This is a genomic window from Mycobacteriales bacterium, assembly GCA_035690485.1.
Lineage (GTDB): Bacteria > Actinomycetota > Actinomycetes > JAFAQI01 > DASSKL01 > DASSKL01.
In genome coordinates this window covers 1-16,524 of the sequence record DASSKL010000056.1, presented here as the reverse complement: position 1 = coordinate 16,524, position 16,524 = coordinate 1, and the positions used below count along the sequence as shown (strand labels likewise).

15 protein-coding genes and 4 tRNA genes are annotated in these 16,524 nt (G+C 69.1%); 8 read left to right on the top strand and 11 right to left on the bottom strand.

The features are described from left to right. Window positions 1-46 precede the first annotated feature (46 nt). The 6 genes from VFJ21_07380 to VFJ21_07355 form a co-directional block, all read right to left on the bottom strand. Window positions 47-292: a type II toxin-antitoxin system prevent-host-death family antitoxin gene (locus tag VFJ21_07380; protein HET7406941.1), complete on the bottom strand. Its 246-nt coding sequence runs from the start codon at window positions 290-292 to the stop codon at window positions 47-49. Window positions 293-569: 277 nt separating this feature from the next. Then, a tRNA-Phe gene (locus VFJ21_07375) sits at window positions 570-646 on the bottom strand. 23 nt (window positions 647-669) lie between these two features. Next, window positions 670-744 (bottom strand) — tRNA-Asp (locus tag VFJ21_07370). Window positions 745-773: 29 nt separating this feature from the next. After that, a tRNA-Glu gene (locus VFJ21_07365) sits at window positions 774-846 on the bottom strand. Window positions 847-926: 80 nt separating this feature from the next. Beyond that, window positions 927-2,489: a metallophosphoesterase gene (locus VFJ21_07360; GenBank protein HET7406940.1), complete on the bottom strand. Its 1,563-nt coding sequence runs from the start codon at window positions 2,487-2,489 to the stop codon at window positions 927-929. Beyond that, window positions 2,486-3,115, bottom strand: a complete 630-nt coding sequence (locus VFJ21_07355) for a TetR/AcrR family transcriptional regulator (GenBank protein HET7406939.1) — start codon at window positions 3,113-3,115, stop codon at window positions 2,486-2,488. Before VFJ21_07355 ends, VFJ21_07360 begins: the two co-directional genes overlap by 4 nt. 86 nt (window positions 3,116-3,201) lie before the next feature. Here VFJ21_07355 and VFJ21_07350 point away from each other — a divergent pair, with 86 nt between their 5' ends. Together VFJ21_07350 and VFJ21_07345 are read left to right on the top strand one after the other, a co-directional pair. Continuing rightward, window positions 3,202-3,777: an acyltransferase gene (locus tag VFJ21_07350; GenBank protein ID HET7406938.1), complete on the top strand. Its 576-nt coding sequence runs from the start codon at window positions 3,202-3,204 to the stop codon at window positions 3,775-3,777. 235 nt (window positions 3,778-4,012) lie between these two features. After that, window positions 4,013-4,645: a neocarzinostatin apoprotein domain-containing protein gene (locus tag VFJ21_07345; GenBank protein HET7406937.1), complete on the top strand. Its 633-nt coding sequence runs from the start codon at window positions 4,013-4,015 to the stop codon at window positions 4,643-4,645. Window positions 4,646-4,713: 68 nt separating this feature from the next. Here the strand turns inward: VFJ21_07345 and VFJ21_07340 are convergent, their stop codons facing one another. After that, window positions 4,714-5,955: an aminotransferase class V-fold PLP-dependent enzyme gene (locus VFJ21_07340; GenBank protein ID HET7406936.1), complete on the bottom strand. Its 1,242-nt coding sequence runs from the start codon at window positions 5,953-5,955 to the stop codon at window positions 4,714-4,716. A gap of 84 nt (window positions 5,956-6,039) precedes the next feature. Here VFJ21_07340 and VFJ21_07335 point away from each other — a divergent pair, with 84 nt between their 5' ends. After that, a complete protein-coding gene (locus VFJ21_07335) occupies window positions 6,040-6,738 on the top strand; it encodes a molybdopterin-dependent oxidoreductase (protein ID HET7406935.1) in 699 nt (232 codons plus the stop codon). Then, entirely contained in the window at window positions 6,722-7,360 is a 639-nt protein-coding gene (locus tag VFJ21_07330) for a cytochrome b/b6 domain-containing protein (protein ID HET7406934.1), read from the top strand. Before VFJ21_07335 ends, VFJ21_07330 begins: the two co-directional genes overlap by 17 nt. Here the strand turns inward: VFJ21_07330 and VFJ21_07325 are convergent. From VFJ21_07325 to VFJ21_07315, 3 genes are all read right to left on the bottom strand, one after another. Continuing rightward, window positions 7,331-7,828, bottom strand: a complete 498-nt coding sequence (locus VFJ21_07325) for a methylated-DNA--[protein]-cysteine S-methyltransferase (protein HET7406933.1) — start codon at window positions 7,826-7,828, stop codon at window positions 7,331-7,333. The genes VFJ21_07330 and VFJ21_07325 overlap by 30 nt on opposite strands. Then, entirely contained in the window at window positions 7,825-9,300 is a 1,476-nt protein-coding gene (locus VFJ21_07320; GenBank protein HET7406932.1) for an AlkA N-terminal domain-containing protein, read from the bottom strand. The genes VFJ21_07325 and VFJ21_07320 overlap by 4 nt, the downstream gene beginning before the upstream one ends. Window positions 9,301-9,381: 81 nt before the next feature. Next, window positions 9,382-11,550: a peptidase gene (locus tag VFJ21_07315; GenBank protein ID HET7406931.1), complete on the bottom strand. Its 2,169-nt coding sequence runs from the start codon at window positions 11,548-11,550 to the stop codon at window positions 9,382-9,384. A gap of 78 nt (window positions 11,551-11,628) precedes the next feature. Here VFJ21_07315 and VFJ21_07310 point away from each other — a divergent pair, with 78 nt between their 5' ends. From VFJ21_07310 to VFJ21_07300, 3 genes are all read left to right on the top strand, one after another. Next, entirely contained in the window at window positions 11,629-12,249 is a 621-nt protein-coding gene (locus VFJ21_07310) for a class I SAM-dependent methyltransferase (GenBank protein HET7406930.1), read from the top strand. A 63-nt stretch (window positions 12,250-12,312) separates the two neighbouring features. After that, entirely contained in the window at window positions 12,313-12,753 is a 441-nt protein-coding gene (locus VFJ21_07305; protein HET7406929.1) for a DinB family protein, read from the top strand. A 129-nt stretch (window positions 12,754-12,882) separates the two neighbouring features. Continuing rightward, a tRNA-Lys gene (locus VFJ21_07300) sits at window positions 12,883-12,955 on the top strand. Window positions 12,956-14,817: 1,862 nt separating this feature from the next. Here VFJ21_07300 and VFJ21_07295 read toward each other — a convergent pair. After that, window positions 14,818-15,261 (bottom strand): hypothetical protein, encoded by a 444-nt coding sequence (locus tag VFJ21_07295; GenBank protein HET7406928.1) that lies wholly within the window; start codon window positions 15,259-15,261, stop codon window positions 14,818-14,820. A gap of 431 nt (window positions 15,262-15,692) precedes the next feature. Between VFJ21_07295 and VFJ21_07290 the strand changes: the two genes are divergently transcribed. Then, the gene (locus VFJ21_07290) at window positions 15,693-16,274 is read left to right on the top strand and encodes a site-specific integrase (protein HET7406927.1); all 582 of its coding nucleotides are present in this window, start codon (window positions 15,693-15,695) and stop codon (window positions 16,272-16,274) included. The last annotated feature ends 250 nt before the right edge of the window (window positions 16,275-16,524 follow it).

The window sequence follows — 16,524 nt, the reverse complement described above, 5'->3', positions numbered from 1 at the left end:
ACCCAGTGCTGGTAGTCCTCCCAGCCGTGCGGCGTGAAGACGAGCCTCACCGCTGAAGCTCATGCTCCTCGCGCTTGCCGGCGAGGGCCTGGTCGAGGCTCTCCAGGAGTCGTCGGGCGTTCTTGGGAGCACGTAGCAGGTGCGCCGTCTCCTGGAGGGCGTCGTACTCCTCGCGGGAGAGCAGTACGGCGTCGCCGCGGCGAGAGGTGATCTCGACAGGCGTCCTGTCCTCGTTGACCTGCTCGATGAGCGGGAAGAGATGCTTGCGCGCCTCGCTGGCAGTGATTGCCATTGACCCACCTCCAACTGGTACAACATGCTGGTACCAGTCGGGCCACTTGTCAAACAACCGGTAGCGCCGGTTGTAGTCGACTGCCGCTCCCGCCATGACGTTGGGAACTGCGCCGACCGCGGCGGGCTCGCTGAGAACCTCAGCCAAGATCAACGTGCAACATGCGTGCAACGTACATCGGGGTAACTCGGCCAAAAAGCGACCGCGAGCGGTCAAGATCCGGAAGAGCCGGGAGGCGCGAACTAGGGCGCTGAGCAGGGAAAACGCTGGTAGAAGGTGGTGGGCAGGGGCGGGGTCGAACCGCCGACCTTCCGCTTTTCAGGCGGACGCTCGTACCGACTGAGCTACCTGCCCAGGTGGCACCCGGAGGTGCCGAGCGGTCCCGACGGGATTTGAACCCGCGACCTCCGCCTTGACAGGGCGGCGAGCACTCCACGCTGCTCCACGGGACCTCGTGCCACGCAAGCGTGGCCCTTGGTCGTGCCCCCAACGGGATTCGAACCCGTGTCGCCGCCTTGAAAGGGCGGTGTCCTAGGCCTCTGGACGATGAGGGCTGCGGTGAGATCGTCAGCCGTCGGGGACGCCTCGACAGCATAGGTGACGACCCGACCCGGCGACAAAGAGTCTCCCCGAGTCAGCGCCGACCGCTGGCCGTGGGGGTCGGCGATGGGGCCAGGCCGGGCGTGGGGGGACCGCCGGACCCGACCGGCGTCGAGGGCGACGGCGAGCCCGACGGCGAGATCGACTCGGTCGGAGACGGTGACGGCGAGGGAGACAGCGGCTCGACCACGTGCCGATTGATCTGCACGGAGGCCAGGCCGAGACCGCCGACGGTGATGTCGTCGTACGCCTGCAGATGTTTCGCCTTCCGGTCGAAGTAGAGGATCGAGCACTCGAGCGGCGTCGGGGTGTCGCCGTCGAGCGAGCGCAGGCCGGCGCCGCCGGTGGATCCTTCGATCAGCATGATCGTGCCGTTCCGGCGTACGACGCCACGCTTGTGCAGGTGACCGGCGAGCACGACCGGTGTCTCGCCGGCGAGCTGCCCGCCGATCGCCGGGTCGTGCACCATCGCGACGTCGACGGGCGGCGGCTCGTGATCGGCGAGGATGCCGGCGACCTTGTCCCCGTCCCGCTGCAGCTCGGCCTTGGTCATCGAGTCGTCGTCGCGCTGCTGGTCGGGCGTGAAGCGGGGGTCGGGCGACCCGAAGAAGCGCAGGCCCGCCACCGTCAGCGTCGAGTCGTCGAGGACCTTCGCCCCCTGCGCCTTCACGCCGGCGACCGTCGTCGAGGAGTCGTGGTTGCCCTTGACGTAGACGTAGGGCACGCCGAGCCCGTGGATGAACTGCACGTAGCGGTTCTCCAACGCGGTGCCGTGGTCGGAGATGTCGCCGGTGTCGGCCACCACGTCGATGTGGAACTGCTTGACCAGCCGCTGGATCACCTCGATGCCGCGCGGGTCGTCGTGCAGGTCGGAGACGTGCAGCACCCGGATCGCGTCGTCCTTCGGCTGGTACGCCGGGAGCGTGGAGGTCGTGTCGTAGAGCCGGGAGACCGTCGTCACCAGCGCACCGAGCTCGTCCTCGTAGTGGGTGAACCGCTGGGCGATGTTGCGCACGTCGCCGACGGCCGCGGGCGCGTCGACGAGCAGCCCGGAGTAGCGCGGCTCCAGCAGGGCCCGCGACTGGAACGTCAGCGCCGCGATCCCGCCACTGACCCCGAGGGCCACGACCGCGGTCGCCGCCGCGCCGACGACTGGTCGCCAGCGCCGGAAGACCAGCGCCGACAGCAGCACGGCTCCGATCACCGCCATGAGCAGCGCGCGGATCGCCACCTCGCGGACGCCCGACGCCACGCCGTTGCGGACCTCCTCGTCGAGCGAGGTAAGGCTGCTCGGGTCCTGGAACGTCTTGCGGACGTCGGCGATGCTGAGGTCGGTCACGCGCACGTTGAGCCGCACGGGGCCGCTGTGGTCGTCGAACCGCACGGCCCCCAGGGGTGCGATGCCGACGCGAGTGCCGCCGTTCCACGCCCAGCCGATGCCGAAGCGCGCTCGGACCGGGCCGACGTCGTGGTCGACCGGCGAGCCGACGACGACCGCCGTGGCGGCGCCGACGAGGCCGATGCCGATGACCGCGGCCACGACGTGCGTACGCCGGGAGAGGACCAGGCGGCGCAACCACGCGACGAACGACCTCACGACCCTCCCGCGCGGACCTGCTCGGCGGCGCCCAGCAGGGCGGGCAGGGCCTGGACGAGGTAGGCCTCGAGCTCGGTGCGCTCGAGCTCCGGGTGCTCGAGCCAGTGCAGCGCGGCGGTCTCCACGACGGCGATCCATGCGCGCAGCGTCACGGCGGTGATCGGGCGCGGGTTGGCGGCCCCGAGACCGGCGAGCAGCCGGGTGTAGAGCGCGTTGCGCACCGACTGGACGACGGCGCCGACCTCCCCTTCCGCGGCGCCCGGCCCACCGCGCAGCAGGGTCATGAAGCCGGTCGCGTGCGCGGAGGCGTAGTCGACGTAGGCGTGCACCGAGACGGCCAGCCGGGCCAGCGGGTCGACGACCTGGTCGTCGACCGAGGTCACCTGGGCCACCAGCTCGTCGGCCGCTTCGCGCAGCGCGGCGACGTAGAGGTCCTGCTTGCTCGCGAAGTAGTGGTAGAGCAGGGCGCGCGACGCGCCCGACTCCCCGGCGATGTCGTCGACGGACACCTCGTCGACGGTTCGCGTGCTGAACAGCCGCTGGGCCGCCTCGATCATGAGCTGCCGGCGCTCGTCGACGTGCAGCCGCCGTCGCGGCGTGGACGCCGATGCGCGCGGCTGGCTCACAGCGCGGAGTGTAGGTCGGCCAGCGGTCCCGAATTGTCCGCTACCGGTGCTGAGGTCCTGCCCCGCACGCCGTACGCTGCTCCGCCGTGCGCCGATCCGTCCGGGACCAGGTCGCGCTCGGCCAGTTCTGGTGGGCGCATCAGCGCCGTCGGCTCAACGCCGACTGGCACCTTCGCCATGCCACGGTGGGCGCCAACGCGACCGTGCACGGCTGGCCGAACGTCGAGGCGACCGACCTGGTCGTCGGTGACGACTTCCGGATCTGGTCGGTCTACCGGCGCACGATGATCAGCGGTTGGGGCCGGATCCGCATGGGGGACCGGGTCTTCATCAACAGCGGGGTCGTGCTGTTCTCGGTCGAGGAGGTCGTGGTCGGCGACGACGTGGCGATCGCCAACGAGGTCTACCTGACCGACACCAGCAGTCACGGCATCGAGGGCCGGCCCCTGGTCAACAAGCCGGTGCGCATCGGCAACGGCTCCTGGATCGGCGCGCGGGCGATCGTCCTGCCGGGCGTCACGATCGGTTCGCGGGTCGTCGTCGCCGCGGGCTCGGTCGTCACCAAGGACGTGCCCGACGACACGCTGGTGGGCGGGAACCCGGCCAAACCGGTGCGAACCCTGACCTACCCGGACGGGTGCGTACGCGCCTGGCACGACTGACTGGACTCAAGTTCCGGAACGCTTGGCACCGATGATCCGTTGTGCCATATTCCACTTCAGTCACACCAGGCTCGTACGGAGCCACTGCCGGGGCTACGGACGGGTCGGACCAATCGCACCGGGGCGGGCCATTTCCGAAGATGGCCCTTCCGGGGGATGGTGTCCCGCTGTGACGTCGGCACGATGGCTTAGGCGCGAGCGCAGGGCTCGCGGCATCAACCCCCAGGAGATGTGAATGCGTCGGATTCTCGGCTCGACCGCGGCCGTGGGTGGCGCCGTCGTGGCCCTCATGTTCACCGCGGGCCCCGCCCTCGCGGCACCGGGCGTGACGGTCAGCCCGGCAAGCGGCCTCAGCAACGGCTCGAAGGTCTCGGTGTCCGCCACCGGCTTCCCGGCCAGCTCGTCGCTCTTCGTCGTCGAGTGCAACTCGAAGGCCGCGACCGACCCGGGCACCGTGCACTGCGACCTCGGCAACGTCGTCCCGCTGACGACCGACGCGTCCGGCGCGGGCACGGCCACGTTCACGGTCAAGACCGGCACCATCGGTGACGGCTCTTGCGCCGCCGGCGGTCAGTGCCTGATCGCGGTCGGCCCGGCGTCCGGCTCCAACACCACCAACACCGGTGGCGCCCCGATCAGCTTCGCGGCCGCCAGCACCGGTGGCAGCACCACCGGCGGTAGCACCACGGGTGGCACGACCACCGGCGGGACCACTGCGGGTGGCACCACCTCTGGCGGCACCGTCGCCGGTGGCACCAGCACCTCGACCGGCAAGCCCTTCGGCCTCGAGCTCGGCCTGGGTGCCGCGCTGATCGCCGCGGGTCTCGGCGCCGGCGGCTTCGCGCTGCGCCGCCGCGTCAACGCCTGACGCGCTAGCCCTGCGCTAGCCAGCAGAGGGCCCGGGACGGCTTCGGCCGCCCGGGCCCTTTCGCGTGCTCAGTCGGTCCCGGCGTACGACGTGGAGCGGTCGGTCACCCGCGCGCCCCGCGCCTCGTCCGCCGCGGCCTCCAGGTCGGCGAGGAACTCCCGCACCACCGGCACGTTGCCGGCGCTGACCGTCAGGTGCAGTGAGTCCGGTGGCCCCTGCCGGTCGACGTGCCAGCCGGCCGCGTGCAGCCCGTCGCCCACCGTGAAGACGTCCACGCCGTCGGAGCCGATCGCGAGCAGGTGTGCGGCCGGCTCCGCGAGCAGGCGCAGACCGGCGATGCGGCGTACGCCGTCGGCGATCTGCCGTGTCGCGTCGACCGTCTCGCGGGTCAGGCGCAGGTAGCCGTCGAGACCGATGTGGTGCAGCACGGCCCACGCGGTCGCCATGGGCATGCCGAGGCGGGTGCCCTGCATGTTGGGCGAGCCGTAGAAGCCGCCGAGCCAGTCGTCGAAGAGGAACGTCTGGTAGGAGCGCAGCTTCTTGGACCGGTGCAGCACGACCGATGCGCCCTTGGGTGCGTAGCCGAGCTTGTGGATGTCGGCCGAGATCGTGGTCACGCCGCCGACGCGGAAGTCCCACGGGGGCACCGGTTCACCGAGGCGCTCCATGAACGGCAGCACGAAACCGCCCATGCACGCGTCGGTGTGAAAGCTTGCTCCGACACCTCGGGCCAGGGCGGCCAGCTCCGGGATCGGGTCGACGACGCCCTGCGGGTACTGCGGCGCGGAGCCGACGACGAGCACGGTGCGGTCGTTGACCACCTCCGCGGCGGCCTCGACGTCGGCCCGCCAGCCGGCGTCGACCGGCACCGGCCGCACGGTCAACCCGAAGTAGTGCGCCGCCTTGTGGAACGCCGCGTGCGCGCTGACCGGCAGCACGATCTCGCCGCCGGTGATGCCGCGTTCGACCCGCGCGCGTTCGCGAGCCGCGACCACCGCCATGAGGATGCTCTCGGTGCCGCCGGACGTCATGAACCCGGCCGCACCGTCCGGACCGTGCATCAGGTCGAGGCTGATGCCGACGACGTCACGCTCGATCTCGGCCAGGCTCGGGAACGCCGCCGGGTTGAGCGCGTTGTCGTGCACGAACATCGTGGCGACCCGCTCGGCAAGCGCATCGACCTCCGGCCCGGCGGTGAAGACCAGGCCGAACGTCCGCCCGTCCTGCCAGCGTGCGTCGTGCTCCCGCTTGCGCTCCAGCGCCGCGACGATCTCGTCACCGGACATGCCGCGCTCGGGAAGGCTGGCCATGCGCGGATCGTACGGCGGCCGCGAAGGAGCCCATGATCAAGAGGTGATGGGAACGCACGGGTACGCCCGCCGCGTTGAGCCGGTGTGACGGACGGCACCCCGGTCGGTCGCCGGGTGGTGCTCGGGATGCTCGGCGCGGGCGCGCTCGGCGTGCTCGCCGGCGGGCCGCTGTCGTCCGTGGCCACCCGCGCGGTGAGCGCGCTGTCGAGCCACGACCCCACGGGCGTCTCGTCGCTGCTGCCGACCGGCGGCTGGCGCATCTACACCGTGACCGACGAGCCGACGCGCACGCCGGCCGACTACCGGCTGGCCGTCGGCGGCCTGGTCGAGAAGCCCACGACGTTGACGTTCGCCGACCTGCAGGCGATGCCCGTCACGCGGCTCACCCGCGACTTCCAGTGCGTCACCGGCTGGCGGGTGCCGAAGGTGCACTGGGCCGGCGTACGCCTCGCCGACCTGCTCGACGCCGTCGGGGTGCAGCCGAGCGCGAAGGCACTGCGGTTCACGTCGTTCGACGGCGTCTACACCGAGTCGTTGACGCTGGACCAGTCGCGCCGCCCCGACGTGCTCGTCGCCTACGGCATGGACGGCGGGCCGGTGTCGCACGACCACGGCGGGCCGGTGCGGATGCTGGTCGCGCCGATGTACGGCTACAAGTCGTGCAAGTGGCTCGGCGGGATTCAGCTCACGCCCACGGTGATCCCGGGCTACTGGGAGCAGTACGGCTACGCCGTCGACGGCTGGGTCGGCCGGTCGAACTTCCGCGATGACCCGCCCACCTGAGCTGCTGCGGTTCACGCCGGCCGAGCGCTGGGTGCACCGGATGACCTCGCTGCTGATCGGCCTGCTCGTGCTCACCGCGGCTGCGCTCTACTTTCCGCGGCTGTCCGTGCTCGTCGGCCACCGGCCGATGGTCGAGGCGGTGCATGTCGCGGCCGGCTTCCTGCTGCCCGTGCCGTCGCTGCTCGGCCTGCTGTCGCCGGAGTTCCGGGCGGACCTGCGCCGGCTCAACCGCTTCCGGCCCGACGACTGGGAGTGGTTGAGGCGGCGCGACCGGCGTACGGCGGGGTTGCCGGTCGGCAAGTTCAACAGCGGCCAGAAGCTGGCGGCGGCGTTCGTGGCCGGTGCAGGGCTGGTGCTGCTCGGCACCGGCGTCGTCATGCTCTCGACCGCGTGGGCCGACGTGCCGCTCGGTTGGCGGCAGGGCGCGACGCTCGTGCACGACCTGCTGTCGCTGGCACTCGTGGTGCTGCTGGCCGGGCACGTCTGGATGGCCTACCGGCATCCGGAGGCACGGCTGGCGATGCGCACCGGCCTGGTGCCGGCGGCTTACGGCGAGCGGCAGCACCCGGCGTGGGTGCAGGAACTGCGCGGCTCAGACGGCCAGGGGCAGCCCGGACTCTAAGGCGAGCAGGTGCTGCTTCGTGGCCAGCCCACCGGCGTAGCCGGTGAGCGACCCGTTGGCGCCGATGACGCGGTGGCACGGCACCACGATCGCGATCGGGTTGCGGCCGTTGGCGAGCCCCACCGCCCGGCTGGCCGTCGGCGCGCCGATCTTCGCGGCGATCTCGCCGTAGGTCGCGGTCGTGCCGTAGGGGATCGCGCACAGGGCGGCCCAGACCTTGTGCTGGAACTCCGTGCCGGCCGCGGCGAGCGGCAGGTCGAACTCCGTGAGCTCGCCGGCGAAGTAGGCCGTCAGCTGTCGCGCGGTCTCGGTCAGGACCGCGTCCGACACCGGCTTCCAGGACGGGTCCGGTGACGCCGGCGTACGCCGGTCCGACGGCAGGTACAGGCGCGTCAGCGCGGTGCCGTCGCTGGTGATGAGGAGGTCGCCGAGCGGGCTGGGGACCATCGCGTAGTGGGTGTCGGTCATGCGGGCACGGCTCCGATCGGGGTGCGGGCAAGGTCGTGCAGCGACTGCCACAGGTGCATGACGGCGTAGGAGCGCCAGGGCCGCCAGTGCTCGCTGAGCGCCTCCACGGCGGGAGCGGCGGTCGGCCGGCCCAGGCGTTCGAGCGCACGGCGGATGCCGAGGTCGGTGGACAGGAACGTGTCGGGGTCGCCGAGGCCGCGCAGCGCGACGTAGGCCGCGGTCCAGGGCCCGATACCCGGCAGGGCGAGCAGCCGGTGTGCCGCCTCGGTGCGGTCGGCCCCGGGATCGAGGCAGATGCGCCCGTCGGCGAGTGCGGCGGCCAGGCCGTGCAGCGCGCGACCGCGGGAGCGCGGCATCGGCAGGCTGTCCGGGTCGACGCCGGCGAGGGCTTCCACGGTCGGGAACGCGTGCGTGATGCCACCGTCGGGGTTGACGAGTGGCGCGCCGAGCGTCGTGACCAGCCGCGCCGTCGTCGTCCGCGCTCCGGCGACCGACACCTGCTGCCCGATCACCGCGCGGATCGCGGACTCCGCCGGGTCGGCGTAACCCGGGACGCGCAGGCCGGGCGAGTCGGCGACGAGCCGGCTCAACGTCGGGTCGGCGCCGAGCTGCTCGTCGATGGCGACCGGGTCCGCGTCGAGGTCGAGGAGGCGGCGCGCGCGGTGGACGGCCGTGGCGAGGTCGCGCACGTCGTCGAGGCGCAACGTCGCCGTGACGTGGTCGCCGGTCGGCGCGAGCCGTACGACGGCGTGCCCGTGCGGCAGCGCGAGGCTGCGCGCATAGCCGGCGCCGTCGCAGCTCTCGACCCCTGCGACCGCGCGCTGGGCGAGGAAGCCGAGCGCGGCACCTGCGTGTAACGGTCGGCGGTAGGGCAGCCGCAGCGTGAGGGTGCCGGCGGGGCGGCGTTCGCGATCGAGCCCCGGCCCGCGCACCTGGGTCGGGGTCAAGGCGTAGATCTCGCGGACCGTGTCGTTGAACTGCCGCACGCTGGCGAAGCCGGCGGCGAACGCGACCTCTGCCATCTTCAGCGACGTCGTCTCCAGCAGCAGCCGGGCGGTGTGAGCCCGTTGCGCGCGGGCGAGTGCCTGCGGACCCGCACCCAGCTCTTCCGTGAGCATCCGGTGCACGTGCCGGGTCGTGTAGCCGAGCCGCTTCGCCAGCCCGTCGACTCCCTCGCGGTCGACGACGCCGTCGGCGATCAGCCGCATGGCGCGGGCGACGATGTCGCCGCGGGCGTTCCATTCGGGTGAGCCGGGCACCGCGTCGGGTCGGCAGCGCTTGCAGGCGCGGAAGCCGGCCGCCTGGGCTGCCGCTGCGCTGCGGAAGAAGCGCAGGTTGACCCGATGCGGCCGGGCCGGGCAGCTCGGCCGACAGTAGATGCCGGTCGTCACGACGGCGCTGTAGAACCAGCCGTCGAACCGCGGGTCGCGGCTCTGCACCGCGCGCCAGCAGCGTTCCTCCTCGAGCTCCACGTGCTCCACTCTGCCGCACGTCCGCCGCCGATTTCTAGCGGAGATCGGACATCGACGATTGCGTCCGATCTCCGCCAGGTGTCAGGCGGTGAACCAGAGGGTGTGGTGCCCGGCGGCGAGCTGCACGGTACGGGTGCCGAGCCGAAGCCGCGTCGGCCCGTCGGTCATGACGTCGAGCACGCTCTTTGTGCCGGGCTTGAAGCCGGCGTCGGCCAGTAGCACCGTCAGCGCGGCGACGTTCGTGAGGTGCAGGGTCAGTCGCGGTGTCGCGGGCGGGCGCGCACTCGTCCGCCACGTCAGCTGCGTGACGATCGCCGGCTCCGGCGCGTTCGTCGGGTCGACGGTGCGGCTGCGGACCGGCGTCACCACGGCGTCCGGCCGTGCGCCGCTGATCGCGTCGACCTGCGCGTCGCTCGCGGTGGAGCGGGCCTGCAGGTCGCGCAGCCAGTAGGCGCCGGTCGTGCCGATGCCGAGGTCGGGACGCTGCGTCCAGGCGATACCTCCCTGGGACAGCTGGTTCGAGCTCGAGGTCTGCTCGCTGCGTGGCGTCCACCGGAACGTGACGTGCCCGGGGTCTTTGACGCGACTCGCGTCACCCATGTAGCGGGCCGCGTCGGCGAAGCTGTCCGCGAGCTCGTAGACGACGTGGTCCAGGACCGGGTAGAGCATCCACCGGTAGCGGTAGCCGAGTGCGTCGAGCGCGTCGGCCTCGGCCTTCTCCGTCGTCGCCCAGACCAGCTCGTCCTCCGCGCCGCCGGCGAGATAGGTGGGCACCCACCGCAGGTTGACCAGGGCGGGCAGGTTGCCCACCCCGCCGGCCAGCGTCACGGACTTCGCGTAGAGGTCGGGGTGCTGCATCGCGAGCTGGTTGCTGCCGATGCCGCCCATCGAGTAGCCGCTGAGGACGGTGCGTTCCGGGTCGAGGGCGTAGGCCGAGGCCACCGCGTGCCAGACCTGCCAGAAGTCCAGCTCGGCGTAGTCGTGGTAGAAGCCGTCGGGCCCGCGTCCGAGTGTCGTCACGCAGATCGAGTGGCGCTGCTCGCAGGCCTCCTGCACGAAGTTCGGTGTCGTCGCGGCGTACTGGTTGTGGTTCTGTGTCAGCGAGTGCAAGAGGAACGTCAGCGGCGCCGGGTGCTTCGCGTCGTACGTCGTCGGGACGTAGATGCCGTAGGGCTGCACCCGGCCGAGGTAGTTGGGCTGGCCGTCCTCGATCGTCGACGGGTCGGTGCGCACGCCGGGTCCGAGGTCGACGGACGAGACGTACCAGCGGTCGCTCCAGCCCGTCGGCCGGGCCTCCGGCGTGGTCGTGCGGGCGGCGAGGTGGGACCAGCGGATGAGTGCCGAGAACGCGCTGACGTCGCCCTGGTCCAGCGCCTGCGTCTGCGCCATGTCGTCCCAGAAGTTGTACTTCGGCGTCTCCTGGGCCCGCGTGCGAAACGTCACGTTGTAGACGGCCGGCTGCAGCGGTGTGGCGTCGGGCGGTTGCGCGAACGTCGTGCCGGTCTTGTCCGCGACGCCGGCGGCGAGCCGGATCCGCCAGGCGCCGTTCGGCGTCAGCGTCGACGCCGGAATGCGTACGACGAACGACTGAGCGGCCCGGTCGACGGTCACCGGGAGTCGCGTGGCCGTGCCGCTCGCGACGTCGATGAGCTGCGCGCCGCGGCTCGAGACCACGAGGGCGGTGTCGATGCCCGCCGATGTGATGCCGGCCTTGGCCGGCCAGGTCGACGTCCCGGTCTTCGCGTTGTCGTCGCGGTCGAACGTCCACTCGGCGACGGGGACCGTCGGGTCGGCGAGCGTGGTCCAGTCGACCCGCCAGTAGGTGGCGTCGCCCTTCAGCAGCACGGCCGCGCGGAAGATGTCGGCGCCGTTGCCGCTCGCCGGGCCCGAGGGATAGGTGTAGGTCCCGAACGACGGCGTGCCGGCCGTGACCGACGGGCCGCCGGTCGATGCCGTGGTGGCGCCGTGGTCGTCGTAGAGGTAGTCGGTCCAGAAGAACCCCCCGTCGGCCAGCCGCCCGGTGCCGGACGTGCGCGGGAACGACTCCGGTCCCGGCCAGCCGTGGGCCGCGGGGAGCGTCGTCTCGGGCCGGTAGAGCGCCGGGGGGCCGTCGCCGGGCAGCCCGGTCAGCCGCGCCGTCGTCGGCAAAACTTGGCTCGTCGCAGTCGCAGTCGCAGTCGCAGTCGCAGCCACGGCGCCGGTGGCGGGCAGCAGGGCGAGGGCCACGCCGGCGACGAGCAGACGTCTCATGGGGGTGATGCTTCGACGTGGCGGGTCCGCGGTCCTACCTGTCTGCTTGGCTGTCGTCAGCGGTCGTGAGGAGGTCGCATGGACGCGGGTGTGTGGGACGAGCGCTATGCCGCGAGCGATCTCGTCTGGGGCAGCGGGCCCAACCGGTTCGTGGCCGCCGAGCTCGAGGGGCTGCCACCGGGCCGGGCCCTGGACGTCGCGTGCGGCGAGGGACGCAACGCGATCTGGCTTGCGGTGCACGGCTGGGACGTGGTCGGCGTGGATTTCTCGTCGGTAGGTATCGAGAGGGCTCGCCACCTCGCCGCGGAAGCGGGCGTCGCGGACCGCAGCTCGTTCATCGTCGGTGACGTCGTCGCGGGTGCGCTTCCCCCCGGGCCTTATGACGCGGTCGTCGTCGCCTATCTGCAGCTCGTGGCGTCGCAGCGGCGTGCGGCGTTGTCAGCCGCCGCTGGGGAGTTGGCGCCGGGCGGCACGATGCTGGTCGTCGCGCACGACAGCACCAACCTGACCGAGGGCGTCGGCGGGCCCCAGGACGCCTCCGTGCTCTACGCGGCCGATGACGTCGTCGCCGATCTCGCTGCGGTCTCCGGGCTCGTTGTCGAAAAGGCCGGTCGCGTCCTGCGGCCGGTGCAGACAGCGGACGGTGAACGCAACGCGATCGACGTGCTCGTCCGCGTGCGTCGTGCGCCGGGCAGCTGATCCGCCGTGGCCACCCTGCCGCAGGGACGTTGTGCCGAGTGCGGTTACGACTGGGCCGAGCCGGTGGAGACGCTCGTCGCCGTGGTGCGCGAGTCGCCCCAGCGATATCGCGACCTGTTCGGCGAAGGAGACGGTCCGCGGTCGCGGGACGACGGCGTGTGGAGTCCGCGCGAATATCTGTGGCACGTCGTCGACGTGCTCCGTTACGGCGCCGAACGCCTGTGGTCTCTCTCGCTGGACCCCGGAGCCGGGCTGATGCCGTGGGACGAGCGGGTGGCGTTGTCGGTGCGTGACGCGTCACCGATGTCGGCGGTCGTCGGTCTGCGTGCGATGGAGCGGGCCGCCGACGAATGGCTCCGCGCAGCAGCCGAGACCCCTGCCGGTGTGACGGCTGAGCACCCCGAACTCGGTCCGATGGACCGCGATGACGTCGTACGACGGAATGCGCACGAGATCGTGCACCACGCGCTCGATATCGAACGCGGCTTGCGGCACCAGGTCTAGGCGGGTCGCAGCGGTCGCGGTGAGGGATTGGTCGCCACCCTCGTCGCCTGGCGCTCTGAATCGCCTCAGGCATACTCGGGATCGATGTCGTGGAGACCGCTGGAAGTGCAGCGGCATCCCGCACCGGCCGGGCCGTTAGCTCAACTGGCAGAGCAGCGGACTTTTAATCCGCGGGTTCTGGGTTCGATCCCCAGGCGGCCCACCCAAAAGCGCAGGTCAGGCGCATGATCGCGAAGGTTGTCGAGGTGCTGGACGGCGGTTGACAGCAACCGTGACAGCAACGTATGACGTGATGGCCAGGGTCCACGGGAGTCCTGCGGACTGAGGTCTGGAGGCGAAAGGGTGTGGTCACAAGGCTGACTGCCGATCAACTTAACGCTCAGCCGCAATTCGCGTACAACACGATACGAGTAGTACGACCCGCACGGACGGTTGCGCCGACGGCCGCATCTCCAGGCGCTACGACGATGTAGCTTCCCGGCTTTAGCGCAAATTTGAATTCAAACGGCGTCTTTACGTTCACTTGTGCAATACGACGACCCCCTTGTCGGACCGAGATTGTCAAAGACCGGTCCGGGGCAATCGTGGGGCCTGGACCGCTGCAGGGGTGCGCGCGACCTTGCAGGTAGCCGCCCGCCGCGTGATTGGCACACGAGGATACTCCAAGAGTTAGGACTCCTATTGCTGCTATGCCTATTAGGCCAGTCCGCGGTTGTAAAAGGCTACTGCGGTCTCTCAATTACGCTGCTCCGACGCCGCGGAAATAAGTCCAACGGATGATCCGCCTTGTGCTGGAATGAACCAGAGAGAACCGTTGCCGTTTGATGCCGTAAGTCCTGGCGTTATGGGCACCAGTGTGTGATCTACGGGTGTACTGGCGCTTCTTTGTGCCATCGGAGCTGCGTGTTGAACGACGACCACCTGACCCAACGCAGGGCGGTCGGTAGCCTTACCATTCTGGTCAACGATGTCCGACTCGGTATTGGACCAGACTAGGAAAGCGTCTGCGGAAATCGCGGTCCCACGGCGCTGCGAGCTAGTCACCGTAGCGAGCTGCGTGGGGGACCCGCTAGTGGTCGCCGCACCGCGCGCCACACAATCTGCGCCGGATACGATGACCTGAGCACCGCTTACTCTTGCGGCGTATGCCGGACAGGGATTAACCGTAAGGTCAAGCCATCTGTGGGATCCGTATTGCGCGAGTTCGTGGGAGCCATCCCTGTTATACAACACGACGTATAACGGTCCCTGACTATTGCCGGCAAGGTCACTATCCAATCCGGCCAATTCGGTGTTCTGTGGCAAAGGTATGTCGGTGACTTGCAGCGTCGAGAGATCCATTGACTGAAGTACCGTCGAGAATCGACGACCAATCATCACCGTGTCGTCCACCAACGCGATGGAATCGACGGATGTGAATCCCTCCGCCTCTGCGCCCTGCACCGGAGGAGAGGGGAGGCCGCTGGAGTTGTCATATGTAGGAACATCGGGTAGCGGAAGCGTCTGGATCGGTTCCATGGCTACTGGATCGATTCTGAGAACGTTTCGGTTGACGCCCACCCATACAATGTTGTGCGCGTCTACAACCATAGGCGTTTGCGCTCCAGCGAGCAGAGCGGAGTTTGACGTGTCGATGTCGTATGTTGATAACTTGCCATCGGCCCAGTGAAAGACCGTCTCAGCCACAGTTTGGTTGGGCGTCAGGCGTTGAGCGAACAGCCATACGCCGGCATCGTGAGGGTCTGTTGCCATGCCCGTAGGTGGTTGATATCCAGCAGGCAAGGTGAATGGATAACTAACAGACCAGGATGAGGAAGGGCTTTGGTCGGCGACTAGCACGGTGCCGGGTGGGTACCGATCCGCGGCTCGAATGGAACCGGGTGTAGTGGTACCCACGATTGTGTAGCCCACGAGCGCAAGGGTGGCGGCGCCCAAGGTGAGAAGCGATATGTAGCGTGGTCGGGTAGATTGGAGTCTCGGTACATGCCTCTTCATTTTAGCTCCCCCAGGCCGCGAACGCACTGTAGAAGGAATACGTCTGGCGTGTATAGATGCTTGCGTTCGTCAGGTGTGACGTTGCAGGGAAGGCAGATTCCATGGCTGCCAGCCGGTTGGTGGTTGAAGTATGTATAGTTCGGTAGTCGAGTCCCAATTGGGTGGATCCACGCCGTTCATTCCCAACTGCCCATCGTGAATGTTTGGACAAGTTTCGTTGGACCCGGAAAAGTTATCTGCCTCTATTTGCGCATAGAATTGGGTCTGTGCGGGCAGGATCTGCCATGATCCACCTAGATAGGTGCTATTCGCATAGGCTTGATAGAGGCCTCTTCCACCATACCCCGTTTCATTCTGATAGTTCACGTAGAAATGATGGTTGCCTAGAGGGTCGGCTGCGTAGAAATGGGCGACGGCACCGCTGCCAGAATTGAGGTCTGACGCCTCTTCGTAGACCGCGAGCACCGAGGAAGAACTGGTATCGACGGTTCCTACTCCGTAACCTGCCTGCACCCAGTCACTGCCAGCCCCAGCCGCGGAATCCGGGCTGACTTTGGCTCGACAAGTAGATGAGTCCGTGCTCGTGCGCGACGTCGCTAACGGTTATCTCGTTGACAAACTCGGTGCCGTAGATGCCCTCGTACGCTGAATTGGTGGTGTACCACCCGGAATAGTAGTACTGGGATGCGCACGTCGAGGCGATAGCCGGAAGGGCCCAGAGGCCGATGACCATAGGAAGTGTGCAAACTATGACGAAGAGTCGGCGCACGCGCCTCCCCATAGACTGAGCCGTTCTCACGCCCATGTTTCGCCCCCTAGAAAGGTCCGCCCTGTCAAGCCCGTCTTTCGCCATTACATCGTGAAGCGAGGTAGATCGTAGTCTTCTCCTGGAGGGATGTCCACGGAGACATTTATGGGCAATCGCCTCAAACGTGAGAAATTGATTGTCTTTGGATGGTGCATCTTCGGGAGACCAGCTCGGCGGCGTTGGCCGTGCCGAGAAGATCCAGCCGCTCACCGTCGAGGAGAGCAAGCAGCTGCTCAGCGCGGTGGCGGATGACCGGCTCTTTGCCTTCTACGCGGTCGCGCTGGCCATGGGCCTGCGTCGCGGCGAAGCGCTTGGGCTGCGCTGGGACGACATCGACTTCGACACCGGCGTCCTGCATGTGCGCCGCGCCCTGCAGTACGTCGACAAGCAACTTGCCTTCGTCGACCCCAAGACCACCCGCTCCCGGCGCAGCATCCCCATGCCCGACGTCTGCATCCGCGCGCTCACCGCACACCGCAGCCGCCAGGCCGAAGAACGCCTCGCCGCCGGGCCCCGATGGACCGACCACAACCTCGTTTTCCCCTCGGTCATTGGCACTCCGCTCGACCCGCGCAACGTCAGCCGCCGCTTCACCGAGCTGTGCAAGGTCGCCGGCCTGCGCCACATCCGGCTACACGATCTTCGACACACCTGCGCGCACCCTGCTCCTCGCTCAGGGCGTCGCCCCGCGCGTCGTGATGGAGACCCTCGGGCATAGCGGCATCAGTTTGACGATGAACACCTACACGCACGTTCTGCCCGTCCTGCAGCGCGACGCTGCCGCCAAGATGGATGACGTTCTCGGCGCTTGAGGTGACCCGCCGGGTACCTTGCCGCCCGTGGCTGAGTGCGCGGACGAAGGCATGAGTCCGGTCCGTCCGCGGCGACAAGAGCTGCGCGGAACACCGCGCCTGCGCAGCGATGAGTTGCCTCCTGACACGCTGATACTGCTGCGAGGGGCTCCTAAC

What these genes read in the sequence shown, in the direction of transcription:
- VFJ21_07345 (HET7406937.1), top strand. Translation starts at nt 4,013, where the DNA reads ATGCGTCGGATTCTCGGCTCGACCGCGGCCGTGGGTGGCGCCGTCGTG.
- VFJ21_07330 (HET7406934.1), top strand. Translation starts at nt 6,722, where the DNA reads ATGACCCGCCCACCTGAGCTGCTGCGGTTCACGCCGGCCGAGCGCTGG.
- VFJ21_07315 (HET7406931.1), bottom strand. Translation starts at nt 11,550, where the DNA reads ATGAGACGTCTGCTCGTCGCCGGCGTGGCCCTCGCCCTGCTGCCCGCC.
- VFJ21_07310 (HET7406930.1), top strand. Translation starts at nt 11,629, where the DNA reads ATGGACGCGGGTGTGTGGGACGAGCGCTATGCCGCGAGCGATCTCGTC.
- VFJ21_07380 (HET7406941.1), bottom strand. Translation starts at nt 292, where the DNA reads ATGGCAATCACTGCCAGCGAGGCGCGCAAGCATCTCTTCCCGCTCATC.
- VFJ21_07325 (HET7406933.1), bottom strand. Translation starts at nt 7,828, where the DNA reads ATGACCGACACCCACTACGCGATGGTCCCCAGCCCGCTCGGCGACCTC.
- VFJ21_07340 (HET7406936.1), bottom strand. Translation starts at nt 5,955, where the DNA reads ATGGCCAGCCTTCCCGAGCGCGGCATGTCCGGTGACGAGATCGTCGCG.